The organism is Geomonas limicola (genome assembly GCF_014193675.1).
Lineage (GTDB): Bacteria > Desulfobacterota > Desulfuromonadia > Geobacterales > Geobacteraceae > Geomonas > Geomonas limicola.
This window is the reverse complement of record NZ_BLXZ01000007.1, coordinates 25,666-50,017: the sequence shown is the minus strand read 5'-3', so window position 1 is coordinate 50,017 and position 24,352 is coordinate 25,666. Positions and strand designations below refer to the sequence as shown.

Genomic DNA, 24,352 nt, shown 5'->3' with positions numbered 1-24,352 from the left:
CACTTGGCCAATTAAATTTCTAAAACGCGGCAATCCACTAAGCATCTAGGTTTACTGCGTTTTTTGCTTTCCCTGAAGAACAAGCACTTTGCTACGTTCGGCATCTACGGCTTTAGACAAGGAAACTGCGGTGACAATTACAAGGCCAAGAGGCAGGTAGTGTCCGAATTCATGGTTCAGGTTTACGTCTCCCACCCCCCTCTCGATGTAGCCAAGTCGCCCTGTCTCCAGGGCGACTTGCATTTCGTCTGTGTTTTTCTGTGGTTCCTGCTGATGCTTTTAGCGGCAGCATCTTTTGACCAGCTAAACCGCCTCATCAGTGCATACTTGGCAGCGAAAGCGAGCATATAGAACACACAGTCACGACAACTGTATCCATTTCAATAGCAGGCCCGGCGGATTCAACTAAATACTTACATGATTTCGGTCACTTACGCATTCGGTAACAAAAAGGTAGCACTTAAGAACACCCAGGCCACATAACTACCTGGTTTTAAACTGTTTATTGCCATGTTATGCAGTTGACCGGACAGTTGTCGATGGCATCCTGAATTTCCTTTTCCGAAGCACCGGTGGGATCATGTACTTCAGCAAAACCATCTTCCCCCATCTGGAAGACGTCAGGCACCATGTTGACGCATAATTCACAACTGATGCACACGTTCTTGTCGACGTACGGTTCTTTTGCCATTGTCTCTCCCCTTTGACGGATCCTGTGACAGTCCCGCCTTGATCTGATTGGGCCGCATGAGCAGTCGCAGCCGTGGCGAAAATCTTAAATTGTTTTAACATCACCCTTTCAATAGTCAAGGCAATCAGTGCAGCCAGTCGCACGGTCAACCCGGTACTTCCGCCCGGACTCGTGACACCGCGAAGCCAAGGAACCTTCGACGGGAACCCCTGCTGCTGTTGCCTCCCCGCGACTTCTCTTGATGACATCCGACGAGGTTTCTGCAATACTCCCGGCCATGGAACAGGTACCGGAACCAGACATTACCGAGACGCCCGAACAGGACTGGGTGAGCGTGCCGGCCTACAGCGTGGACGGCAGCACTGGGCGCCTGACCCAGCGCAAGGCCCAGCTCTGGGCCCTGGTCCTTGAGTCGCGCTTCTTGGAGGCCCGCATCCTCCCGGTAGAATACGGCTGGCGGGTCCAGGTGCTCCGCCCGGACCTCGACACGGCCACGGAGGAACTGCGCCGCTTCGTTAAGGAGAACCGCGACTGGCCGCCGCTGCTCCCTCCGGTGCGTCCCATGAGGGAAAACACCCTGCCGACCCTCTCGGTGCTCCTGCTGGTTGCCACCTTTCACAACCTGACCCGTCTCGATCTGACGGTCCTCGGGCGCCACCCGGTCGACTGGGTTGAGATCGGCAGCGCCCAGGTGCACCGGATCCTGGACGGCGAGTGGTGGCGGCTCGCTACCTCGCTCACCCTGCACGCCGACTGGCTGCACCTGCTCAGCAACCTCTCCATCGGCGGTCTCTTCATCGTCTACCTCTGCCGCGACCTCGGTTCCGGACTCGCCTGGAGCCTGCTCCTCGCCGCGGGCATGCTTGGTAACCTTTTGAACGCCTGGGTCCAGCTCCCAAGCCATGCCTCGATCGGCGGATCCACCGCGGTCTTTGCCGCCGTAGGAAGCCTCGGCGCCATCGCCATGATGCGCTACCGTCACCACCTGCGCCGCCGCTGGCCCGTCCCGGTGGCAGCCGCACTCGCACTCCTGGTGCTCCTGGGGAGCGAGGGGAAACAGACCGACCTGGGCGCCCACTTCTTCGGTTTCCTGTCGGGCCTGGTACTGGGTTGGCTTACCGAGCTCCTGGTCGGGATTTACGGCCGCCCCGGTCGTCTCACCAACGCGGTCCTCTGCCTGGCAAGCTCAGCCGCGATCCTGTTCTCCTGGTGGTCGGCCCTCACCTTTGCCGACTGACCCGCAATGAGCGGCAGGATCGCACCGCCGCCCCCTCCTATCCCCCTTCCGGCTTCCTCGCCGTCACGAGCTTCGGCACTCCCGTCCCCTACCGAAGGCCCCTGGGCCCCCAACTTCGCTACCCCGGACCCGTCTCCCTCGATCCCCATTGGCTTCTTGACTATCCTGCACCGCCCCCTATACTACCCTATGAATTTTTCCTAATCTTTTCCCGCCTGTTTCAGCACGTTAACAACCCGACATACAATGGTTTGTCACCGTCTCATTGATCAGCACCGGCCCCGGGAGGACCTCATGACAACGGACCTGAAGATCAAGATGAAACTTTTTCTCGGTTTTGGCGTACTGATGGCCCTCTGCGCGGTCGTCGCCGGTACCGCGCTGATCTCCATCAGCCGGCTGAATCACAACATCGAAAACCTGATGAACACCCGGATCCCCCAGATCAAGTGGGTGGCGGATATCAACCTGGCCATCTCCTCGAGCGCACTGCACATCGACGAGGCCGCGATGGCAAAGAACCAGGAGCGGGTCGCCAAAGAGTTGGCGCCACTAACGGCAAACCAGAAGGCAGCCGGAGAGAGTCTGGAAAAGCTGAAGGGAACACTGCAGTCGGACAGGGAGAAGGCGCTATTCCACGCGGTGGCGGCTCAACGGGCACCCTACAGCGCTACCCGGAACCAGGTCGTGGCACTGTTGCAGGAAGGAAAACGGGACCAGGCAGTGCGGCTACTGGGCGAGTTGCGCCCGTTGCGCGACAGCTATCAGAATGCCCTGATCCAGTTGCAAAACGACGTCCTGCAGCGGGCGCGGCTGGAGGGAGGCGAGACTGCGAAAAGTGCGCGGGCGGCCCGCTGGGCCATCATCGTCATCATGGCGGTAGCTACCTGCATCGCGGCGGGTGTGTCGCTTTGGATCGTCGCCAGCATCACCCGACCGCTCAACGCGGCAGTGGACACGGCGGATCGCATTGCCCGGCGTGACCTCACGGTCGAGGTAACCGGCATCGACGGGACCGAGACCGGGCACCTGATGGCCGCCCTGCAGAACATGATGCAGAACCTGCGCGAGATCGTGGCGCAGACCACCAGCATCGCGGCGAGCATCGCCTCATCCTCGACCCAGTTGCACGGCACCGCGACCAAGATCGCCAGCGGTGCCGAGGAGGTGGCCTGCCAGACCCAGACCGTGGCAACGGCCAGCGAGGAGATGTCGGCCACCTCCAACGATATCGCCCAGAACTGCCACGCCGCGGCACGCAGCGCGCAGCAGGCGACCAGCGCCGCCGAGGCGGGTGCTCAGGTGGTAGCCCAGACCGTAGAGGTGATGAACCGAATCGCCGAGCGGGTCAACGCCACCTCGCACACCGTCGAGAGCCTGGGGGAGCGTTCCGACCAGATCGGCGCCATCGTCGGCACCATCGAGGACATCGCGGACCAGACCAACCTGTTGGCACTCAACGCCGCCATCGAAGCGGCTCGGGCCGGCGAACAGGGACGCGGCTTTGCGGTTGTGGCAGACGAGGTACGTGCCCTGGCCGAGCGGACCACCAAGGCGACCCGCGAGATCGGTGAGATGATCAAGGCGATCCAGACCGAGACAAAGGGAGCGGTCGGAGCCATGGAGGAAGGGGTGCGCGAGGTGCAAAAGGGAACCGAGGAAGCGTCCAGATCGGGAGCGGCACTCCAGGAAATTCTGGACCAGATCAACGCGGTGAGCGTGCAGGTGAACCAGATTGCCACTGCCGCCGAAGAGCAGACCGCAACGATCGGCGAGATCACCGGCAACATCAACAAGATCGCCGAGATCGTTCAGAGTTCGGCCCAAGGCTCCCAAGACTCGTCGCAGGCTGCAGCGCAGCTCGCCAGCCTCTCCGACGACTTGAGCACCCTGGTGACCCAGTTCAAGCTCGCCTGAGTCTTAGGAGCGCGAAACACGAACGGTATCCGGCAGCAAATTAAGCCAACACGACGCAAAGCGCCCGGTGCGAATACCTGCACCGGGCGCTTTAGTGTGTAGCAACTAGTGGTAGCTGCGTTCTCCTTGGGGGAGACGCGCTACAGAACGTCTCGCTCAGCTTGGTGGTACTGCCGGGCACGGCCGCTTGAAGACCGCGTGATGTTTCCAGGCATCGTCCGAGACCGGGTGACCGAGAAACTGAACCAGCTCCCACCCTTGGGCGCCGAGCTCGTTGAGCATGTGCACCCCCTCATGCAGGTTGGTCTCGTAGCCCGGTTCATCGGAAAGGGGCTCGATGCAGAAGTAGACGATCTTGTATTCCCAGGTCATGGCCCCCTCCTAGTACCCCGGCGCCAGGCCGGAGATCGAGCAGTTTAGGACCCGGAAAGTATAGAGCAGGGCTTTCCCTCCCGCAAGACAACCGGAAGGACCCGATTCGGAAACGGCTACCCGCTCAGACCGAGCTTGCCGATCATGTTGAAGAGCCCGTCTTTGGAGACCGGTTTCACCAGGTAGGCTGCCGATTGGGCCTGGCAGAACGCCTCCATGGCATCGTTGGCCGAGTTAAGGGCGGTCAGCATGACGATGTGCCCCTTCTTGGCAACCCCCTGGGCCGTCTCGATCTCGCGCATCTTCTTGGCCACTTCCTGTCCGTTCATTCCGGGCATCATGATGTCCAGGATGACGAGATCGAAGGGAACCTTGGTAGCCAGAGCCTGGTTAAATTTTTCCAGGGCCTCGGCTCCGGTCCCTGCCTGGTGGCATTCGGCAGTGGAGCGCAAAAGGGTAGCCACAAACTCGCGGCAGAACATCTCGTCGTCAACGATCAAGCATTTCATCTTTTTCTCCTCCCTGGCGCCCTTCTTGCCGTTCGGCTCCGGGCACCTATTGTGGAACAGGCTATCCAGCCTGGACCAGTTGCAAAAGTGGTGGCCCGGCATCGTCATCTTTAAGCTCGCCCCTGATCCGGCAGAACAGCTCCAGGTTTTCCAGTAACAGCGTCAGGAGTTCCGGATCGAAGAAAATCCCCCGCCCGTTTTCCATGATGCGCAGGGTCTCTTCGAGGGAAAACGCCTTCTTGTAGGGGCGCTCGGACAAAAGTGCGTCGAAGACGTCGACCACCATCACGATGCGCCCGAAGATGTGAATCTGCTTGCCGGCCAGCCCGTTAGGATAACCTGAGCCGTCCCATTTCTCGTGATGCTGCAGCGCGATGATCTGGCCCGCGGCAAGTAGCGGAAAACGTCCGGCTTCCGAGAGGATGCTCGCCCCGATCTGGGTGTGCAGGCGCATAACCCGCATCTCCTCGTCATCGAGGGACCCCGGCTTGAGCAATATCCGGTCCGGGATGCCGATCTTGCCGACATCATGCAGGGGCGAAGAGAAACGCAGCACCTGGCAGGCCTTCTCGGAGAGTCCGGCAAGTTTGCCGAGCTGGTAGGAAAACTCGGAGATGCGCCGGATGTGCATCCCGGTTTCCACATCGCGGAACTCGGCGGCCCTGCCAAGGCGCAGGGAGATCTCGTACTCGGCGTTGCGGGAAAACTCCAGGGCGCGCGAGAGGTCCGCGGTTTTCTGGATCACCTCCTGCTCGAGGAGCAGGCTCATGTTGTTGGACAGGTCCAGAAGTTTCTTGCTGCGCACGTGGTTACGGACCCTCAGCAGCAACTCCTCGGGATTGTACGGCTTTCCCAGGAAGTCGTTGGCCCCCAGGGCCAGGGCGCGCAACACCTCGTGCTTGTCCGAGGTCACCACGATGACCGGAATGTCCCGCAACCGGGGATGTTTCTTGAGCGTCTCCAACGTATCGAAACCGTTGAGTACCGGCATCTCCAGGTCGAGCAGGATGGTATCGGTGTCCGGATGTTCCTCGAGCAGACGGAGCGCCTCGCCGCCGTGCAGCGCCTTCAGCACCACACCGCCCAACCCCGAGAGCATCAGCTCCAAGAGCTCCAGGTTCATGGGCACGTCGTCGACGGCCAGAAGTTTGACGGAATCGTTTATCACGCGTTTTCTCCCACAGGAGCAACCTCGGTCTGAAAGTCTACAAACGCCTGCTGCAGCGCACTGAACAGAGCGGGGACCCCTTCCAGGGAACCTTCCTTCGCAATCTGCTCCATCCGGCTGGCCAGGGCGCGGATCTGCAGGGCGCCGACGTTGGCCGCCGTGCCCCCGACGGTGTGGGCACGGTAGTAGACCTCGGCCAGGTCCTCGCGGTGTAGCGCCGCATCCAGCTCCAGCAGATGTCCCGAAACGCTCTCAACAAACATCCCCACGAAGCGGTCGACCAGTGCCTCGGCCCCGTCCAGGCGCGCCAGGAGGTCGTCCCGATCAAAGACGCAGGGAGCCTGGTCCTGGGCACCCCGCGGCTCTGCCTGGAGTGCTGGTTCCAGGACCTGGCCGGCAACCTGCGCGATCACCGCACAGAGGTCGCGCTCCCGCACCGGCTTGGCAAGGTAGCTGTCCATCCCCGCCTCGCGGCAGATGGTGATGTCTTCCTTCATGGCGTTGGCGGTCATGGCGCAGATGTGGACCCGGCTGCCACGCTCCTCCGAGCGGATGGTCCGGGTGGCCTGCAGCCCGTCCATGACCGGCATCTGCACGTCCATGAAGATGAGGTCGTAGTCTCCCTGGCGCCACTTTTCCACCGCCTCGGCACCGTTACCCGCACCATCGATCAGGTGCTCCCCGGTTTTCGCGATGAACTTCTGCGAGATCAGTTGGTTTACCGGGACATCGTCCACCACCAGGATATTGAGGGGGCGCACCGACCCTTCCGGGCACGGAGCCGCCGGCTGCAAGGCCGATTCCTCGTACGGGTGCGGGATGCCGCACAGCACGGTGAAAAGGAAGCAGCTCCCCTCGCCTACCCTGCTCTCCACCCTGATCCCGCCCCCCATCAGTTCGACGAGGCTGCGGCTTATGGGGAGTCCCAGCCCGGTGCCGCCGTAAAGACGCGTGGTCGAGCTGTCTGCCTGGGAGAACTTTTCGAAAATGCTCTCCAGGGCGTGCTCGGGAATGCCGACACCGGTATCGACCACACTGAAAGCCACCCGGATGCAGTCGTCGAGTTCGGCCTCCAGCCGGCTCTCCACGCACACGCTGCCGTGCTCGGTGAACTTGAGGGCATTTCCCACCAGGTTTGCCAGAACCTGCCCCAGCCGAACCGGGTCCCCCACCAGCACCCTGGGGAGTTCCGGTGCAACCTGGAACTTAAGCTCCACCCCCTTCTCGCGCCCCTGGATCTGGAAGGACTGCAGTGAACGCTCCAGGAACCCGGAAAGCTCAAAGGGAACCGCCTCGAGCACCACCTTGCCCGCCTCGATCTTGGAGATGTCCAGGATCTCGTTGATGATGGTGAGCAGGTTCTCGGCCGAGTTCTCCAGGGATTCCATGTACTGGCGTTGTTCCCGGGTCAGCTCGGTGTCCATCATGAGCCGGGAAAGCCCCATGATGCCGTTCATCGGGGTCCTGATCTCGTGGCTCATGTTGGCCAGGAACTCGCTCTTGGCCACCGTCGCCGCCTCGGCGAGTTGTCGGGCCGCCTCCAGTTCCTGGGTGCGCTGCGAGACCTTCTCCTCGAGGGTCTGCATGTTCTCCTGGAGCATCTCGTAGAGTTCGGAGTTCTCCACCGCGTAGGCGGTGCTGATCAGGATGCTGCTCAGGGCGTTGAGGGTGGAGACCTCGGCGCAGCTCTCGGTCCCCTCGAGGATCCCGCAGAACATGCCGCGGATCCGGGAATTGGTCGCCAAAACGTGCAGTACCAGGGTCTGCCGACCGCAGATCGTGGCGACGATCACTGGGTGGTTCTGGTTCAGGGCCCAGGCGAAGCTGCCGTCGTCGACCTTGGCCTGGAACTCGCTCTCGATGAGGCTGCGGGCCTGGCTCGGCTCGCAGACCGAGATCTCGAAAGAGGCGTCTTCCGCGATGCTGAACATGGCCATGGTGCGAAACGGTATCAGGCGCCGCAGCTGCTCGAACATGGCCCGCACCACGAAGGAGGGTTCTTTGTTGCGGTAGATGTCGGACTGAAACGAGCTGCAGGCTGAAAGCACGTCGAGCGTACGCAGGTAGTGGAGATTGGTCTCCTCCAGGTAGTTGACCCGTTCCTGCAATAGTTGCAGCTTGATGGCCTGACTCCCCTTAGGCACGGGCATCCCCTCCGAACAGCACCTCGATGGTTTCGCTGAAGGTGCTATCGACCTGTTGCACCAGGGTCGGCAGGTAGTGGCAGGAGATGTTCAGTCGCTCCCACACCGTCTGGTCCAGCGTCGGGACCAGGGGCTCGCCGCTGTTCCCCAGTTGCAGGGCGTGGGCAACGAAATCGGCGAGATGCAGGACCCCCGCCTCCCGCGGGTAGTGCTCCGCCTTCTGGCAATGGTGGTGGCGCTCGACCGGCTCGGCAACCCGCGGCGGGATCTTCCAGCGCCGCAACAGGGCGCCCCCCACCTCGGCGTGGTCGAAGCCGTAGAAATCGCGCTCGGCCAGGTAGAGCAGCTCGCCGGTTTCCCGGCAGCGTTCCAGGAGGTGCAGGCAGTTATCCGGGTCCCGGATGTACATGACCAGGCGTCCCACGTCGTGCAGTATCCCGGCGACGAAGAAGCGCTCGAGGCTCGACTCCCGCTGGCTGGTGGCCAGGTGGCGCGCGGCAAGCCCTGCCGCAAGGCTGTGACGCCAGAACTGCTCCATGTTGACCAGCGTCTCGGGGATCCCCGCGAAGACGTCCATGACCGAGAGCGCCAGTGCCAGGTCGCGCACCTGCAGGACCCCGATGATGGTGACCGCCTGGGTGATGGTCTCGATCTTGGAGAAGTAGCCGAAGAGCGGACTGTTGGCGAGTTTCAGGATGCGCGCGGTAAGCCCCTGGTCCTCCGAGATGATCTTCGCGATGTCGGCGATGGAGCTGCGCGGGTGGTCGATCGCCTCGGAGAGCCGGGTATAGAACATGGGAAGCGAGTGGATGGTGGCGACGTCGTGCACCATCTGGTCCACGCCGATCCGCTGACTACGCTTCATGGGCCGCCCTCCTCCTGATGCAGATGCGCATCAGCTCCCGGACGACGGGATGCTCCGGATCGTTGTGGGCGAAAATCCGTGCCACCTCGGCGCTGGCCCGCGCCACCAGTTCGGGATCGAGTTCCGGGACCAGGAGATCCGGCGCGACCTCCGCCTCGCTCTCGTCGGTCACCTCGACATCGAGCACCCCCCACATCCGGAAGATGTTGAGGTGCTTGGGTTCCAGGGCAGTCCCGGAGGGGAGCAGTAACCGGCCGCTGCGATCGGTCACGTTCTTTTTGAGCACCATCCCCGGGCTGAGATTATCGATCTGTACCGATGCCAATGCCGCCTTCTTCCTGGACCTGCAGCCGTCACGCGGCAGGTTCCGATAGTGTCCGTGTCTCTTCTCCTATCGGACACATGAGAGCCTTTCTTTAGCGGGATTATTAAAATATGTGGCAGCGGGCTCCTCGTTGCGGAGCAGGGATCGGGCGGGGATGGCGTGGCGCCGGTGCGGGTGAAACGAGGGACGGGGCACAAAAAAGATCCCCCGGGAGAAGGGGGGATCTTTCAGTGCCGTGTGGAGACGATAGTCAGATCAAGAGTCGTACCGGGCTCTCCAGGATCTCCTTGAGCTCGGCGAGAAATTCGGCGGCGTAGGCGCCGTCGACGACCCGGTGGTCGGCTGACAGGGTGAGCTTCATGCTCCGCACGCAGACCGGCGACCCTCCCCGTGCCACCACGGCGTCGGCCACCGCCCCCACGGCGAGCACCCCCGCCTGGTGCGGGAAGATGATGGCGTTGAACTCGCTCACCCCGAACATCCCGAGGTTGGAGACCGAGAAGGTACCGCCCTGAAGGTCGTGCTCGGAGAGCGACCCGCTGCGGGCGCGCTCCACGAGCGACCGGGAGATCTCGGCGATCTGCTGCAGGGTCCGGGACTGGCAGTCGGGGACCACCGGAATGAGCACACCGTCTGGCACCCCCACCGCGATACCGATGTTCGCCTGCGGGTGCATCTCCAGAGCATCGCCGGTAAAGGAGGCGTTAAGCCGCGGGTACTTGCCCAGGGCGAGCGCCACCCCCTTCACGATAAGGTCGTTCAAGGTGAGCGCGACCCCGGACTCCTTCAGCTGGCGGCGCAGGGCCTCGGCCTGGTCCATGAGGACATCGACGGTGACGCTGAAGTGCGGGATGCTGCGCCAGGACTCGGCCACCGTCTTGGCGACCGCCGCGCGCAAGCGCGAGAGCGCTTCGCCCTGGCCAGGGCCGGCGCCTGCCGGGGCTACGGGTTCACCGACAGGTCGTGGCTCCCCTCCTGCCGCTTCCGGCCTCGTCCCCGGGGCACCCGCCGCGAACGCCTCGAGGTCCTTGAGGAGGATGCGCCCCTCAGGCCCGCTCCCCGGTACCTGCCCAAGGTCGACCCCAAGTTCGCGCGCCCGGCGCCGCACCACCGGAGCGGCCCGTTCCACGGGCAGCGCCCCACCCGGCGCGGCGGGACCTTGCGGGGAAATCTCCTCACCCTTCTTGCCCGGGACCTTGGCCTCCACCTGGGCCTGCGCCTTGGCCCGGGCCTCGGCATCGGCCTGTACCTGGGATAGGGACACCGCCTCGCCGGGGGATTCCGGGGCGGCTGCAAGTTGCGCCTCGGCCGGCAGCCGGACTTCGGTCGGCGCCTGTCCTTCGGTGGCAGGCTGCACCGTGGCGGTTACCTCCTGCGACTGGGCCGCGACTCCAGGAGGCTCGCCCGCTCCCACACCACCCGGTGCCTTCTCGCCAGGTGTAGCCTGTGGCTCGGCGGGGGGTTGTGCGCCAGCCGATACCGCCGGGGCACCCGTCGGGGTCGCTGCGCCACGCTCCGCTGCATTACCGATAACCGCGATGACCGTTCCCACCGCAACCGTCTCGCCGGGCTGCACCCGTATCTCCAGGATGACTCCGTTGGTGAAGGCTTCCAGCTCCATGTTGGCCTTGTCCGTCTCAACCTCGGCCAGCACCTCGCCACGGTTCACCTGGTCGCCCACCCGCTTTTTCCAGGAAACCAGCCGCCCCTCGGTCATGGTGTCGGACAGTTTCGGCATCACAATCTCGTTCATGTCGGCTCCTAGTACGCCTGGGCCAGCAGGTCGCGCACCCCCTGCGCGATCCCCTCGGCCTGCGGAATGCAGAGTTTCTCGATCTTACGCGAATACGGCATGGGGACGTCCAGACCCGAGATGCGCTTGACCGGCGCCAGGAGCCGATCGAAGCAGCACCCGTAGATCCGCGAGGCGATATCGCCGCCAAGACCCGCGCTTTGCCAGCACTCCTCGACCACCACCGCCCGGCCCGTCTTCTCGATGGAGGCAATTACGGTCTCCAGGTCGAGCGGGTTGAGGGTCCTCAGGTCGACCACCTCGCAGGAGATCCCCTCCTTCTCCAGTTCCAGGGCGGCCTGCCGGCTGAGAATCGCCATCCGCCCATACCCAACCAGGGTCACCGCGTTTCCCTCTTTGAGGATTGCGGCCTTTCCGAAGGGGACCAGGAACTCGGGGTCGTCGGGGACCTCCCCCTTGCTGTTGTAGAGCAGTTCGTGCTCCAGGAACACCACCGGGTTGTTGTCGCGGATCGCCGTCTTCAAGAGCCCTTTGGCGTCGGCCGGGGTGGCCGGATAGGCGATGTGCATCCCGGGGCAGTGCATGAAGTAGCTCTCCAGGCTTTGCGAGTGCTGGGCCCCCAGCTGGCTCCCTCCGCCGCCGGGCATCCGGATCACCAGGGGGACCTGGGTTTGTCCGCCGAACATGTAGCGCACCTTGGCCATGTGGTTCACGATCTGGTCCATGGCCAACAGCGCGAAGTTCACGGTCATCAGTTCGGCGATGGGACGCAAGCCCCCCATGGCCGCCCCGACCGCCACACCGACGATGGTGTTCTCCGAGATCGGGCAGTCGCGCACCCGGACCTCGCCGAACTCGGACAAGAGCCCGCGGGTCACCTTGAAGGCCCCCTCGTAGAGCGCCACGTCCTCGCCGTAGATCACCACGCTGGAGTCGCGGCGCATCTCCTCTTTGAGCGCCAGGTTGATGGCGTCACGGTAGGTCATCTCAGACATAGATATCCTCCCAGATCTCCTGGTCGTCGGGCCAGGGTGACTCGGAAGCAAAGCGCACCGCCTCCTGGACCTGGGCCACGCAACGGCTGTGGATCTCCTCAAGGAGCGCCTCGCCGGCGATCCCCTCGGCCACCAGGCGCCGCGCCAGGTTCGGGATCGGATCGCGGCTCTTCCAGACCTCGTGCTCCGACGAGCTGCGGTACTTGGCGGGATCGGCCATGGAGTGCCCGCGGAAACGATAGGTAACCGCCTCGATGAAGTAGGGGCGTTGGCGCTCCCGGACCCAGGCGGCGGCCCGCTTGGTCGCCTGGTACATGGCGATCACGTCCATGCCGTCCACCTTTTCGCTCGGGATGTCGTAGCCGCAGGTACGCCGGTGCAGCACCGCCTCGGCGGAGGCCCGGTGCACCTCGGTGCCGATGCCGTAGAAGTTGTTCTCGCAGATAAAGAGGACCGGCAGGTTCCAAAGCCGCGCCCAGTTGAGCGACTCGTGGAAGGTCCCCTGGTTCATGGCACCGTCCCCGAAGAAGCAGACGGTGACCCGGTCCTCGCTGCGCACCGTGGAGGCGAAGGCGAACCCCACCGCGATGGGAAACTGGCCGCCGACGATGGCGTACCCCCCCATGAAGTTGTGCTCCGGGGAAAAGAGGTGCATGGAGCCCCCCTTCCCCTTGCAGATCCCGGTGGCCCGCCCGAAGAGCTCGGCCATGACCCGGTTCGGGTCCGCGCCGCGCACGATGGCCTGGGCATGGTCGCGGTAGGCCGAGAGGATGTAGTCCTTCTGCTCGAGTCCCGCGGTGCAGCCGACCGCCACCGCCTCCTGCCCTGAGTACAGGTGCAAAAAGCCGGTGATCTCCCCCTTGGCGTACTGCTCGGCGCAGCTCTCCTCGAATTCCCGGCAGAGTACCATCTGTTCGTAAAAGCGGAGCAGCTCCTCGTCGGGGAGCACCCCTTTCAGGCTATCTTCCATGGCTTTCCTCCCGGACCTTGTTCAAAAGCCCGCCCGCCAAAAGTTCCTCGCGCTCGCGCTCATTAGCGTTGAGCAGCGTCACCACCTCGCCGCCCGAGCCGAGCTGCCAGGTAAGTTCCACGGCGCCCGAGGCTACCTGATCCCGCAAGCCGGCGATGCGCAGCCGGTCCCCCCGGTTCAGCCGGTCGTAGTCGCCGGGATTTTTGAAGGTAAGCGGCAGGATCCCGAAATTGATCAGGTTGGCGCGATGGATCCGGGCGAACCCCTTGGCGATTTTGGCGCGGATTCCGAGGTAGCGCGGCGCCAGTGCGGCATGCTCGCGCGAGGACCCTTGGCCGTAGTTCTCGCCGGCCACCACGACCCCGTCTCCCTTCGCCTTGGCCCGCTCGGAGAATTCCGGGTCGGCCTGTTCAAAGACGAACTTGCTGATCGCAGGGATGTTGCTTCTGAAGGGGAGTACCTTGTTGCCGGCCGGCATGATGGTGTCGGTGGAGATGTTGTCCCCCACCTTGATCATCACCTCGAGATCGAGCTGGTCCGGCAGGGAGGCAAAGGCGGGGAACGGCACGATGTTCGGGCCGGTGACGATCTCGACCCGTGAGCCGTCCTCGGGGGGAGCCGCGATCCCCGAGTCATCCACCAGGTAGCGCTCGGGGTTCTGCACCGCCGGCCAAGGGAGCAGGTCCCCCAACTTGCGCGGATCGGTCACTACCCCATAGACACCGGCTGCGGCCGCCGTCTCGGGGGAGCAGAGGTAGACCCGGTCCTCCTTGGTGCCGCTGCGCCCGGGGAAGTTGCGCGGGAAGGTGCGCAGCGAGACCTGATTGGTTCCCGGCGCCTGCCCCATGCCGATGCAGCCGAGGCAGCCCGGCTGGTGCACCTGGGCCCCCGCCAACAGGAGCATCATGAGCCCTCCCTTGTCCACGACGTTTTCCAGCACCTGGCGGCTTCCCGGATTGATGTGGAAGGAGAGTCCCGGGGCGATGCGCCGTCCCTCGAGGATCCGGCAGACGGTCATCAGGTCGCGAAAGGACGAGTTCACCGAGCTCCCCACGATGACCTGGTCGACCTTGAGCCCCTCGATCTCGGCCACCCGCACCACGTTGTCCGGCGAGGAGGGGCAGGCGATGAGCGGCTCCACCTGGGAGAGGTCGATCTCGTCGTAGTCGTCATAGCCGGCGTCGGGGTCGGCGGTGAGTTCGCGCCAGCAGTCGCCCCGCCCCTGTGCCTCGAGAAACTCACGGGTGCGCCGGTCGCTGGGGAAGATGGTGGTGGTGGCACCGAGTTCCGCCCCCATGTTGCCGATGGTGGCGCGGTCGGTCGCCGACAAGGTGGCGACACCGGGGCCGTAGTACTCGATGATCCTCCCCACGCCACCTTTCACGGTGTGACGCCTGAGCATCTCGAGGATCACGTCCTTGCCGGAGACCCAGGGGCGCAACTCGCCGGTCAGCTTGATCCCCCAGATGCGCGGGCAGGTCAGGTGGAAGGGGTGCCCCGCCATGGCGAGTGCCACGTCGAGCCCGCCGGCACCGATGGCCAACTGCCCGAGTCCGGCAGCGGTCGGGGTGTGGGAATCGGCACCCAAAAGGGTAGTCCCCGGGACCCCGAAGCGCTCGAGCTGCACCTGGTGCGAGACGCCGTTACCGGGCTTGGAGAGGTAGATGCCGAACTTCTCCGCGCAGCTGGCCAGAAAGGCATGGTCGTCGGCATTCTTGTTGTCGGTCTGCAAGAGGTTGTGGTCGACGTACTGCGCCGCGAGGTCGACCTTGACCCGGGGCACCTCGGTGGCGATGAACTCGAGCATCGCCATGGTGCCGGTGGCGTCTTGCAAAAGCGTATGGTCGATCTTGATGGCGATCGGCTGACCGGCGACCAGTTCCCCCTCGACGAGGTGGTTGGCCAAAATCTTGGTTGCCAGATTCTGTCCCATGATTGATTCCTCCCCGACCGGCCCTGTCACCGCGAAAATGACGCTGGTAAAGGACCGCGGCCGTTAGTGTCACAATGGCGGCTGTTTTGAGCTACGCTGAAACCGCCAAGCTGCCATAGCCAAGGCTATGAGAATGAAGCCCCCTGGCTCACCTTACTGTCAGGTCACTAGGTTGCCAGGAAGCCGTGCCTGAAAGCCAGGTACGACATCAGATACATGATACCACCAATCCAGAAACTAAGATGCGGCGTGATTTCTTGCGGTTGTAGGGGGAACAAGCGGTACGTGCCAGTACGTAAGCTGCCGGATACAGGCGCAGCAGCGCACCCAGAAGGAGCAAAGGAGGGGGGGCTATTCCAGTAACAGTTCCTTGAGTACCACGGCGTTGTTGTGCTCGGTATCGCGAGCCGCATAGACAAGGGTGATCCGTTGCCGGTCCGCCAGTTCCCGCAGCTTGGCGAGCTCGCCGGAAAACGCCGCGAGTTCGCGGCGGTAGCGTTCCCGGAACTCCGGCCAGCGCTGCGGGTCGTGGCCGAAAAAGTGGCGCAACTCGTCGCTGGGGGCGATCTCCTTGAGCCAGTCGTCGATCTGTGCCTTGTCCCGGGAGATACCGCGGGGCCAGAGCCGGTCAACCAGGATGCGCCTGCCGTCGGACTCCGCGGCAGGGTCGTAGATCCGCTTGATATCGATCATCGCGCTCACAGCTCCTTCAGGTTGCTGAATTCACCCCATTCCAGAAAGTACTTCGGGGATTCCACGAACTCGTAGATGTTCTCGATGATGTTGAGGTGCAGCTTTTCCTCGGCTGCGAGGTGCAAAAGCAGCTGGCGCAGCTCGGCTGAACTCTGCTCTTCGGCCGCCTGGTTGTAGTAGGCGATGGCCTCCTCCTCGGCGCGGATGGCGAGCCGGTAGGCGTCGGGATCCGCGGGGGGTGTCGGGGTCTGGTCGAGTTCCCGTTGCGCCAGCAGGGTCTGGAAGATGTTCTTCGCCTGCTCGACGATACCGCTCCCCTCCCCTCCCCCGAGCTCCACCCGACGCTCCTTGAGCGCATCGTAGTGCGCCTGTTCGGCCTCGGCGAGCAGCGTGAAGAGGGTTCTCAACTCCCGGGAGTCGGTTTCGGCGGCCAACCTGTGGTAGTAGTCCCTGCCGTCGGCTTCCATCTGCAGCGCATAATCGATGAGGTTCATATCCCCCCCTTCTCCCGGACACCTGTTGCCGGGAGTCCCTACGGTTTGGAAAATGGCGCGAACAGGCTTCCCGGACCGGGAGCCTTTACAGGGCCGAGATCGCCCGTTTCATGCTCTGTTGCACCGCGTGGGCCAGTTCAGTGAGCTGCGGGTTGCCTACCAGGGAGAGTGCGGCAACCGGGTCCATGGCCATCACGACGGTGCGCGAGTCGGAGATGGCGTAGACGGCCACGTTGCAGGGAAGCAGGGTGCCGATGTTGAGTTCGATGCCGAAAGCCTGGTAGGCAAGACCCGGGTTGCAGGCACCGAGGATGAGGTAGTTGCGGAACTCCTTGTGCAGTTTCTCCCGGAACTTCTGGGTGATGTCGATCTGGGAGATGATGCCGAACCCCTCCTTATGCAACTCTTCGTGAACGCGGCGCACCGCGTCGGCAAAGGGGAGTGCCACGGTCATCCCGAAGGCGTACGGGGTGGTGATGGGCTGGGAATCTTCCTGTTCCAGGGACTCGGCCCGATCCTTGAGCATCAGCACCTCGGTTTGCACCTGCTGGGGGAGTTCGCCCGAGAGTTGGCGCTCGGCCTCCTCGTCCTTCGGGGTCCAGTCGAGTTCGATGGTGAGCAACTGCGGGGCACCCGGGTTCTGGGCGGCCGAGGCGACCACCCGGTTCACCACCCGGCCGCTGAAGCGGGGATGTTCCAGGAGAAAGTAGTGGATCTCTCCATGGGTCCGGTCGATCACCACCTTCTCCTTGATCAGCATTCCGTCGCGTTTGACCTCCCGCAGGACGCCATTTCCATAGTGCTGCAGGATACGGGAATGGATCACCCCCGGCAGGTAGTTTTGCGGCTGTTCCACTTTCTCGATCAGCAGTTTCCACACCGTATCGAGTCCGGCGTTCACGGCACAGCTATAGGAAATCTTCGGCATGATGAGCTCCTTACGAACGGTGGCACCCGGACGACCCGGATGCCGAGACGGCCGAACGACGCCTGTCCCCGGCCCAACCATAACTTTACCCGATTGTTAAAAAGGAGCAATGCGCACTGCACAATTTTTCATGTAAACATGCACATTTTAAAATCAGCAGCGGGAGGCTGGCAACGCCTGATTCTGCTAAGGAAATGGGAATACCGTTACCGGGAGGGTGAAGCTGCAGGAGCGGGGTTCATTAACTAGGGGGGCGACGGGTCCGAGAACTGCTGCAGGCCAACGTGCCGGCCGGGGAGAGTTGGCACCGGGCACCGCCACTTCAGGGGGGAAACTGCGCGCAGCCGGGCCGTCCGACGGGGCCCGGCCGCGCTGAAAGGTCAGGTTATTTGCGGTTCACGGCGAAGGGACCCCAGGACTGGTTCACCGACATCACCTCGAGGGTGTTGATGTTGACCCGGGCAGGGAGACTGGAGACCCAGACCACGATCTCGGCGATATCTTCGGGGAGCAGCGCCTCGGTACCGACGTAGACCTGGTGGGCGCGCTCGTCGTCCCCCTTGAAACGGACCTTGGAAAACTCGGTCTCGGCCATGCCGGGGGCTATGTTGGTGACCCGCACCGCGGTCCCTAAAAGGTCGGCACGCAGGTTACGCGAGAACTGCTCCACGAAGGCCTTGGTTGCGCCGTAGACATTGCCGCCGGGATAGGGCCAGCTGCCGGCCACCGAGCCGATGTTCACCACCTGCCCACGGTTACGCTGCACCATGCCCGGCAAGAGCGCCCTGGTGCAGTACATGACCCCCTTCACGTTGGTGTCCACCATGGTGTCCCAGTCGTCGAGCGAAGCCCGTTGCGCGGGCTCCAGTCCGAGGGCGAGCCCGGCGTTGTTCACCAAAAGGTCCACCTCGGCGAATTCCGGGGGGAGTGCCGCGAAGGCAGCCTCAACCGCATTGCGGTCGCGGACGTCGAGGGTGACGGTGTGGACCGGGCAGAGCGCGGAAAGTTCCTTCCTGGTCTGCTCCAGCAGCGCGCTGCGCCGCCCGGTGAGCACCAGACGGCAGCCGAGGTTGGCGAAGGCGCGGGCGCAGGCCGCTCCGAATCCGGACGTGGCACCGGTAATGACGACAGTTTTTTCCATGGTTCCTCCTTTGAGATCAGCCGGACGCTGGGGTGGTCTCCGGCCCGGCGGGGCCGTAGAGCGTTTCCCCCTGCTCCAGCAGGGTCAGGTAGAGCCGCACGTCGAACTCGAGTTGGTAGTAGTCGGGTTCCATGTGCTCGCAGAGTTGGTAGAAGGCCTTGTTGTGCTCGCGTTCTTTCAGGTGGGCGAGTTCATGGACCACGATCATCCTGAGAAACTCGAGCGGTGCCGATTTGAACAGGGACGCGATGCGGATTTCGTTCCGGGTCCTGATCCTGGCACCCTGGACCAGGCCCTGGTAGCTATGCAGCCCGAGCGCCTGCCGTTCCGCGGTGATGCGCGTGTCGTAGAGTACCTTGCCAAGCGGACTCGAACTGCGCAGGTACTGGTTTTTCAGGCCGAGGGTGAAATCGTAGAGGGCGCGATCGGTACGAATGACATGCGCCGCCGGGTAGCGCCTGGAGAGCACCTCGCCCAAGCGTCCCTGGGCGACCAGTTCCCTCACCTGGTCCAAAACCTTCTCAGAATACCCGGCCAGGTAGCGCAGGCAGTCGGGATGTAGTCGTTCGTCCTGGTGCACGGTCAGCCCCCGCAACACTCGGCACAGCGCTCCTCGGTGCCGGCCAGGCGACAGCCGCAGGCGGCGCAGGCGTTATCCCACTCCGGGTGCCCGGCACGCACCGCCCGCGCCCTGGCTTCCAGGCGCCGGATCTCGGCGCTCATTTCTTCGTCGTACTGCTGTTCGAACACGTGCACCTCCTTTCTGTAACGCGCTACCTTACCGCATCCGGCCCTCAAGATAAACCAATTTTGTCAAGGTTCCCGGGTGTGTTCGGTACCCGTCGGGGTAACCGGCCCGCATCAGAGATAGATGATCCCGTGACAGGTTCCCGCAAAATTCAAGGATCCAGAACTAAAGGGACTGGACAAGAAAGCGAGTTAGCTTCAATATTGCAACGCACCGTTCCAGAGGAGTGGTTGATTCGGCGCTATGAGGAGAAAGGCGGCCTATTCTGTGTCATTCACGAAGGGTTTATGCTCTGGTGAATAGCTGCTCCCCGGGAGTGCCTGACAAACAACACGAACAATGAGCTTTCGCCAATCTTATCTTCTAAATTCGGCACGGCACTGCCGTTTTTTGTCACTGAATCTTTAACGCTACCTGCCGAACAGATACCAGGTTAGCTTATCTCTTTACAATCCCACGTGGTCCCGAGGTCGACGATATGACACCACTTTCATTTGGACGCAGACTGACCCACCTCTTGGCAGCCCTCGCCGCGATCCTTGCCGTTACCAGCCAGGCCTGGTGCGGCGACCTCCCCCAGGTACGCAAAAGCGGTGTGCTGCGCCACCTGGGCATCCCCTATGCGAACTTCGTCACCGGAGCCGGGGACGGCATGGACGTCGAATTGATGCGGCTGTTCGCCAAGCACCTCGGGGTGCGCTACGAGTACGTCAAGACGGACTGGGGGACGGTGGTGCAGGACCTGGTGGGGAAAAAGGTCCAGGCCAAGGGGGACGAGGTGACCATCCTCGAGGATACCCCGGTCAAGGGGGACCTGATCGCCAACGGGTTCACGGTGCTCCCCTGGCGTCAGAAGGTGGTCCTGTTCTCCAACCCCACCTTCCCCAGCCAGATCTGGCTGGTGGCGCGGGTCGACGCCAAGGTGAAACCGATCAAACCCACCGGCAACATCGACAGAGACATCGCCCGCACCAAGATGCTCATGAAGAACCGGGAGGTACTGGCCCTGAAAAAGACCTGCCTCGACCCGGAACTCTACAACCTGGATGCCACCGGGGCCAAGGTCACCTGCTACAACGGCAGCCTCAACGAGCTGGCGCCTGCCGTTATCGCCGGCGAGGCGCAGATGACCATTCTCGATGTCCCCGATGCCCTGGTCGCCCTGGACAAGTGGCCGGGCAAGATCAAGATCCTCGGCCCGGTTTCCCACAAACAGGAAATGGCGGTGGCCTTTCCCAAGAGTTCCCCGCAGCTGCGCGACGCCTTCAACAGTTTCCTGAAGCAGGCCCAGCGCGACGGGAGCTACGCGAGAATCGTCAAGCAGTACTACCCGAGCGCCTCCGCGTTTTTCCCGGAGTTTTTCAAGGGCAAGTAGCCACCCCGGGCACGGCAACGGTTCCAAAAGGTTGACCCTCTATGGTGTTCAAGATCCTCAGTCAGACAAGCAGGGTACTCGCGACGCTGATCGGCCTCGCACTGGTCGGCTACATCGGCTACCTGGTCCTGGCCCAGTACCGGACCCAGCTCGCCGTCCAGGACGCCGCCCTCACGCAGCTGACCTCGGATACCTCGCGGCGCGCCACCGCCTTGAGCTACTTCTTCGGCGAGCAAAAGGACAAGCTGCACGAGCTCAGTGAGTCCCGGGAGGTTTCCGCCTACTTCGAAAACAAAGACCTGGGGATGTCCTTCGAGTACGGCTTGCGGGCCAGCCAGATCATGATCGACGAGTTGTTCCAGAAGATGCGCAACTCCAAACGCCTGGGGGGCTCCCCCATTTTCGAGCGCCTCGTCTACATCGACGACAGCGGGGTGCTGCTCGCCGATACCCGGCACGGCTCCGATGGGAATGCGGCATCCTGGCAGAACTACCTGGGTGCCGCCAAGCCCGCTCCGCGCATGGCCCTGGAGCTCAAGGGAGCCGATGCCAAGCTGGTCCTTTCCGAGCCGGTGAGCTTCAAGGGACGCTACGTCGGCGAGGTCGTCGGGTGGATCTCCGCCGCGCAGGTCTACCAGTACTTCATCGAGGCCTCAGCGGAGACCTCCCGCTTCCCGGTGGCACTGGTCTTCGACCGGAACTACCTGAACCTTCCGGCCCGCCTGCGCACCCTGCTCGGCCCCGGCCAGTCCTCCCTCCCCGCCGACATCCAGCCGCTGGTTCCCTACCGGCTCCCCGCAGCCCCCGGAGAATCAGGCTCCCTCGGGCACGCCATCCTGGTGCCGGTGCAGGGGACCTCGCTCTCTCTCATCACCGTCGTCCCCGGGGCCGAAATGCTCGACACCCGTGCCCCGCGCCGCATGCTCTACACCACCGGCGGCATCGCCCTCTTCATCCTTTTGGGGATGTTCTACCTGCAGCGCATGAACACCCGAAACGCCATCTTGCAGGTACACCTGGCGGAGACCACCCTGCGCGAGGCTGAGGTCGACGAGCGGAACCGGATGCTTGCCGCGGAGATCGAGGAGCGGCGCCAGGTGGAGGCGGCACTGCGCGAGAGCGAGGCCCGTTTCAGGGCCATGGTCGGGGCGGTGCCGGTGGTGATCTACGAATACCGTAAAAGCGGGGGGAGCGAAGGGTTCAGTTTCGTAGGGGATAAGATCAGCCAACTGGCCGGCATCACCGCGGAGGAGCTTACCGGGGACGCCGCCAGGTTCCTGGAGCTGGTGCACCCGGAGGACCGCGCCGGCAGCCAGCGCACCGGCGACTTCACGGTGTCGGAAAGCGGCCCGTTCAGCAGGGAGTTCCGGATCCACCCCCCCGACGGCCCGGCGCGCTGGATCCTGGCCACTGCGCTCCCCCAGCCTGCTGCGGACCCCGGCGACCTGGTCTGGACCGGCTGTCTGGAAGATATCACCGACCGCAAACGGGCGGACCTCGCCCTCAGGGAATCCCGTCAGCAGCTCTGGGATATCATCGATTTCCTCCCCGACGCCACCCTGGTCATCGACAGGGAGGGTAGGATACTCGCCTGGAACCGCGCCATCGAGGTGATGACCGGCGTGAAGGCCCGGGAGATGATCGGCAAGGGGGACTACGAGTACGCCCTCCCCTTCTACGGCGAGCGTCGTCCCATCCTGATCGACCTCGCCCTGAACCCGGCCTGCCAGGACCGCCCGGAGTACGCCGTGTTGCGCCGCGAAGCAGACACGACCTTCGGCGAGGCCTACACGGGAAGCCTCCCCAACCGCGAGGGGCGTGCCCCCTTCCTCTCGGCAACCGCCTCGGTGCTCAGGGATTCTCGGGGCAAGGTGATCGCCGCGATCGAGTGCATCCGGGACAGCACCGAGCGGCTGCGGGCCGAGCAGCTTTTGCGCGAGAGCGAGGCCACCCTGCGCACCCTCATGGACAACATGCCGGCGGGTGTCTGGTGGTACAACGAGGCGGGGGTCGTGGAGTACCTGAACAGCCGGTTCGCGGAACTCTTCGGCTACCGGCTGGACGAACTGCCGACGCTTGACGAGTGGTTCGAACGCGCCTACCCCGACGAGCACCAGCGCCGGTTCCAGAAGGAGAGCCGCCAGGCGCTCATCGCGGAGGCGCGCCGCCGCGGCGGGACCGTGCCCCCGCTGGAGACCCTGATCGCCTGCCGAGACGGCAGCCTGCGCCACGTCATCGTAAACACCCAGCTCTCCCAGGGGCGGACCCTGGAGATCCTCACCGACATCACCGAACAGGAGTTCATCCATAACGAGCTTTTGAAGGTGCAGAAGATGGAATCGCTGGGGGTCCTGGCAGGAGGGATCGCGCACGACTTCAACAACATCCTCACCGGCATCATGGGGAACATCTCCTTCGCCCAGATGGTCCTCAAGGAGGAGAGCGAGGCGCGCCTCCCCCTGCAGGCTGCGGAAAAGGCCTCGCTGCGGGCGGCGGAGTTGGCCCACCAGTTGCTCACCTTCGCCAAGGGGGGGCAGCCGCTCAAAAAGGTGGTCTCGGTCAGGAACTTGGTCTCCGAGGCGGTGTCACTCGCACTCAGGGGGACCAGCGTCCAGGCCCGCCTCTCGCTCCCCATGGATCTCCGGCATATCGAGGCGGACGCGGGGCAGATGAACCAGGCCTTCAACAACATCGTGATCAACGCGGTGCACGCCATGTCCGGCGGCGGCACCCTTACGGTAGCGGGCGAAAACGTGCTCCTCGAGCCCGGGAACCGGCTCTCGCTGCCGACCGGGCCCTACGTGAAGCTGCAGTTCCAGGACGAGGGGTGCGGCATCCGGCAGGCCGACCTGAAGAACATCTTCGATCCCTATTTCACTACCAAATCCGGCGGCAACGGTCTGGGGCTCGCCTCGACCCTCTCCATCGTCCGCAAGCACGGCGGCCACATCATGGTGGACTCGGAACTGGGGGTGGGGACCAGTTTCGACCTCTTTCTCCCCGCCAGCGAAGAACGCGCCCCGGAGCAGGAGGCGCACGGCGAGACGGTCCCGGGAGAGCGCGCCGGAGGGTGCGTGCTGGTGATGGACGACGAGGAGATGGTCCGGGTACTCGCCGCGCAGATCCTGGGATACCTGGGTTACCAGGTCACTACCTGTACCGACGGCGAGCAGGCGATCGCGCAGTACCGGCAGGCGCGGGAGAGCGGCACCCCGTTCCTTGCGGTGATCATGGACCTCACCATCCCGGGGGGGATGGGGGGCAAGGAGGCGGCCCAGCACATCCTGGCCTACGACCCGGCGGCGCGGCTGGTGGTCTCCAGCGGTTACTCCAACGACCTCGCCCTCTCCGACTACAGCGAATTCGGGTTTTGTGGCGCGGTCCGCAAGCCCTACAAGGTTTCGGAACTGGCGGAGACCCTGGCCTCACTGCGGGAGACCGGGCCCCAGGGGATCAGCTAAGGCGCTCGAGCAGCTCCCGGGTCGGGGAGATCTGGGCATAGGGGACGGAGAGGGCCGCCATGAAGGCGGCATGGACCTCGGCCGCCTTCACCGGTTTCCCCTTGAAGACGAGGTCGCGGGTGGCGCAGGCATCCTCGGCAACGGTGCAGTTGAACCCGAAGTCGAAGGCGGCCCTGGTGGTGGCGTCGATGCACATGTGACTCATGGCCCCGCAGATGGTGAGATCGCAGATCCCCTGCTCCTGGAGGGTGTCCAGAAGCGGCGTGTGCCTGAAGCTGTTGGGGAAGTGTTTCACCAGGACCGGTTCGCCCGGCGCGGGCGCCACCATGGGGTGGATCTCGGCCCCGTGGGTCTCGGGCAGGAAGAAGCTGGCGTCGGGGCGCGCCGCCACGTGCTGGATGTGAATCACCGGCAGGTTTGCCGCGCGAAAGCCCGCCAAGAGGCTCTGGGCGCGCGCTGCAGCCTCCTCCATGCCGACCAGGACCATCTTCCCGCCCGCGAAGTAGTCGTTCTGGATGTCAACCAGGATCAGGCAGCTCTTCATAATCATTCCTCCCGTGTTCTCCCTCTAAAGTACCCACCTGGTTCAGGCCGGTTTGCCGTGGCCATTCTAGGGGACTCCCCCACAAAGTC

At 63.6% G+C, this 24,352-nt stretch carries 22 protein-coding genes; 4 read left to right on the top strand and 18 right to left on the bottom strand.

The window, feature by feature from the left end:
- Positions 1–502: 502 nt before the first annotated feature.
- A complete protein-coding gene (locus H7688_RS16660; protein ID WP_183362333.1) occupies positions 503–691 on the bottom strand; it encodes a ferredoxin in 189 nt (62 codons plus the stop codon).
- Positions 692–968: 277 nt separating this feature from the next.
- Between H7688_RS16660 and H7688_RS16655 the strand changes: the two genes are divergently transcribed.
- Positions 969–1,928, top strand: a complete 960-nt coding sequence (locus H7688_RS16655) for a rhomboid family intramembrane serine protease (RefSeq protein ID WP_183362332.1) — start codon at positions 969–971, stop codon at positions 1,926–1,928.
- Positions 1,929–2,222: 294 nt separating this feature from the next.
- Entirely contained in the window at positions 2,223–3,845 is a 1,623-nt protein-coding gene (locus H7688_RS16650; protein ID WP_183362331.1) for a methyl-accepting chemotaxis protein, read from the top strand.
- A 156-nt stretch (positions 3,846–4,001) separates the two neighbouring features.
- Here the strand turns inward: H7688_RS16650 and H7688_RS16645 are convergent, their stop codons facing one another.
- The 16 genes from H7688_RS16645 to H7688_RS16570 form a co-directional block, all read right to left on the bottom strand.
- The gene (locus H7688_RS16645) at positions 4,002–4,217 is read right to left on the bottom strand and encodes a DUF4177 domain-containing protein (RefSeq protein WP_183362330.1); all 216 of its coding nucleotides are present in this window, start codon (positions 4,215–4,217) and stop codon (positions 4,002–4,004) included.
- Between the two features lie 116 nt (positions 4,218–4,333).
- Entirely contained in the window at positions 4,334–4,726 is a 393-nt protein-coding gene (locus tag H7688_RS16640; protein ID WP_183362329.1) for a response regulator, read from the bottom strand.
- 61 nt (positions 4,727–4,787) lie between these two features.
- A complete protein-coding gene (locus H7688_RS16635; protein ID WP_246329851.1) occupies positions 4,788–5,894 on the bottom strand; it encodes an HD-GYP domain-containing protein in 1,107 nt (368 codons plus the stop codon).
- A complete protein-coding gene (locus tag H7688_RS16630) occupies positions 5,891–8,038 on the bottom strand; it encodes an ATP-binding protein (protein ID WP_371873197.1) in 2,148 nt (715 codons plus the stop codon). The genes H7688_RS16635 and H7688_RS16630 overlap by 4 nt, the downstream gene beginning before the upstream one ends.
- A complete protein-coding gene (locus tag H7688_RS16625) occupies positions 8,031–8,903 on the bottom strand; it encodes an HDOD domain-containing protein (RefSeq protein ID WP_183362327.1) in 873 nt (290 codons plus the stop codon). The genes H7688_RS16630 and H7688_RS16625 overlap by 8 nt, the downstream gene beginning before the upstream one ends.
- Positions 8,893–9,228 (bottom strand): hypothetical protein, encoded by a 336-nt coding sequence (locus tag H7688_RS16620; protein WP_183362326.1) that lies wholly within the window; start codon positions 9,226–9,228, stop codon positions 8,893–8,895. Before H7688_RS16620 ends, H7688_RS16625 begins: the two co-directional genes overlap by 11 nt.
- Before the next feature lie 250 nt (positions 9,229–9,478).
- On the bottom strand, positions 9,479–10,981 hold the full coding sequence (locus H7688_RS16615) for a dihydrolipoamide acetyltransferase family protein (protein WP_183362325.1): 1,503 nt from the start codon (positions 10,979–10,981) through the stop codon (positions 9,479–9,481).
- A gap of 8 nt (positions 10,982–10,989) precedes the next feature.
- Entirely contained in the window at positions 10,990–11,976 is a 987-nt protein-coding gene (locus H7688_RS16610; RefSeq protein ID WP_183362324.1) for an alpha-ketoacid dehydrogenase subunit beta, read from the bottom strand.
- Positions 11,969–12,946 carry a pyruvate dehydrogenase (acetyl-transferring) E1 component subunit alpha gene (gene pdhA, locus H7688_RS16605; protein ID WP_183362323.1) on the bottom strand — a complete coding sequence of 326 codons (978 nt, stop codon included), beginning with the start codon at positions 12,944–12,946 and terminating at the stop codon, positions 11,969–11,971. Before pdhA ends, H7688_RS16610 begins: the two co-directional genes overlap by 8 nt.
- Positions 12,936–14,879, bottom strand: a complete 1,944-nt coding sequence (locus H7688_RS16600) for an aconitate hydratase (RefSeq protein WP_183362322.1) — start codon at positions 14,877–14,879, stop codon at positions 12,936–12,938. The genes pdhA and H7688_RS16600 overlap by 11 nt, the downstream gene beginning before the upstream one ends.
- A 351-nt stretch (positions 14,880–15,230) precedes the next feature.
- Positions 15,231–15,572, bottom strand: coding sequence for a DUF488 domain-containing protein (locus tag H7688_RS16595; RefSeq protein WP_183362321.1), 342 nt, complete (start codon positions 15,570–15,572; stop codon positions 15,231–15,233).
- 5 nt (positions 15,573–15,577) lie between these two features.
- A complete protein-coding gene (locus tag H7688_RS16590; RefSeq protein ID WP_183362320.1) occupies positions 15,578–16,066 on the bottom strand; it encodes a ferritin-like domain-containing protein in 489 nt (162 codons plus the stop codon).
- An 85-nt stretch (positions 16,067–16,151) separates the two neighbouring features.
- Entirely contained in the window at positions 16,152–16,994 is an 843-nt protein-coding gene (locus tag H7688_RS16585; protein ID WP_183362319.1) for a DUF302 domain-containing protein, read from the bottom strand.
- A 385-nt stretch (positions 16,995–17,379) separates the two neighbouring features.
- Complete coding sequence (locus H7688_RS16580) at positions 17,380–18,135, bottom strand: SDR family oxidoreductase (RefSeq protein ID WP_183362318.1); 756 nt, start codon at positions 18,133–18,135, stop codon at positions 17,380–17,382.
- A gap of 16 nt (positions 18,136–18,151) precedes the next feature.
- On the bottom strand, positions 18,152–18,715 hold the full coding sequence (locus H7688_RS16575; protein ID WP_183362317.1) for a M48 family metallopeptidase: 564 nt from the start codon (positions 18,713–18,715) through the stop codon (positions 18,152–18,154).
- Positions 18,716–18,717: 2 nt separating this feature from the next.
- A complete protein-coding gene (locus H7688_RS16570) occupies positions 18,718–18,885 on the bottom strand; it encodes a hypothetical protein (protein ID WP_183362316.1) in 168 nt (55 codons plus the stop codon).
- Positions 18,886–19,400: 515 nt separating this feature from the next.
- Here H7688_RS16570 and H7688_RS16565 point away from each other — a divergent pair.
- On the top strand, positions 19,401–20,258 hold the full coding sequence (locus H7688_RS16565; RefSeq protein ID WP_246329850.1) for a transporter substrate-binding domain-containing protein: 858 nt from the start codon (positions 19,401–19,403) through the stop codon (positions 20,256–20,258).
- A 41-nt stretch (positions 20,259–20,299) separates the two neighbouring features.
- A complete protein-coding gene (locus H7688_RS16560) occupies positions 20,300–23,719 on the top strand; it encodes a PAS domain-containing hybrid sensor histidine kinase/response regulator (protein WP_183362314.1) in 3,420 nt (1,139 codons plus the stop codon).
- On the opposite strand, the gene H7688_RS16555 is transcribed toward H7688_RS16560, so the two are convergent.
- Positions 23,712–24,263, bottom strand: coding sequence for a cysteine hydrolase family protein (locus H7688_RS16555; protein WP_183362313.1), 552 nt, complete (start codon positions 24,261–24,263; stop codon positions 23,712–23,714). The genes H7688_RS16560 and H7688_RS16555 overlap by 8 nt on opposite strands.
- Between the last annotated feature and the right edge of the window lie 89 nt (positions 24,264–24,352).

Coding starts and splice junctions, on each gene's coding strand:
- H7688_RS16640 (WP_183362329.1), bottom strand. CDS start 4,726: ATGAAATGCTTGATCGTTGACGACGAGATGTTCTGCCGCGAGTTTGTG.
- H7688_RS16650 (WP_183362331.1), top strand. CDS start 2,223: ATGACAACGGACCTGAAGATCAAGATGAAACTTTTTCTCGGTTTTGGC.
- H7688_RS16555 (WP_183362313.1), bottom strand. CDS start 24,263: ATGAAGAGCTGCCTGATCCTGGTTGACATCCAGAACGACTACTTCGCG.
- H7688_RS16560 (WP_183362314.1), top strand. CDS start 20,300: ATGGTGTTCAAGATCCTCAGTCAGACAAGCAGGGTACTCGCGACGCTG.
- H7688_RS16600 (WP_183362322.1), bottom strand. CDS start 14,879: ATGGGACAGAATCTGGCAACCAAGATTTTGGCCAACCACCTCGTCGAG.
- H7688_RS16595 (WP_183362321.1), bottom strand. CDS start 15,572: ATGATCGATATCAAGCGGATCTACGACCCTGCCGCGGAGTCCGACGGC.
- H7688_RS16610 (WP_183362324.1), bottom strand. CDS start 11,976: ATGTCTGAGATGACCTACCGTGACGCCATCAACCTGGCGCTCAAAGAG.
- H7688_RS16580 (WP_183362318.1), bottom strand. CDS start 18,135: ATGGAAAAAACTGTCGTCATTACCGGTGCCACGTCCGGATTCGGAGCG.
- H7688_RS16660 (WP_183362333.1), bottom strand. CDS start 691: ATGGCAAAAGAACCGTACGTCGACAAGAACGTGTGCATCAGTTGTGAA.
- H7688_RS16585 (WP_183362319.1), bottom strand. CDS start 16,994: ATGCCGAAGATTTCCTATAGCTGTGCCGTGAACGCCGGACTCGATACG.
- H7688_RS16655 (WP_183362332.1), top strand. CDS start 969: ATGGAACAGGTACCGGAACCAGACATTACCGAGACGCCCGAACAGGAC.
- H7688_RS16615 (WP_183362325.1), bottom strand. CDS start 10,981: ATGAACGAGATTGTGATGCCGAAACTGTCCGACACCATGACCGAGGGG.
- H7688_RS16625 (WP_183362327.1), bottom strand. CDS start 8,903: ATGAAGCGTAGTCAGCGGATCGGCGTGGACCAGATGGTGCACGACGTC.
- pdhA (WP_183362323.1), bottom strand. CDS start 12,946: ATGGAAGATAGCCTGAAAGGGGTGCTCCCCGACGAGGAGCTGCTCCGC.
- H7688_RS16645 (WP_183362330.1), bottom strand. CDS start 4,217: ATGACCTGGGAATACAAGATCGTCTACTTCTGCATCGAGCCCCTTTCC.
- H7688_RS16590 (WP_183362320.1), bottom strand. CDS start 16,066: ATGAACCTCATCGATTATGCGCTGCAGATGGAAGCCGACGGCAGGGAC.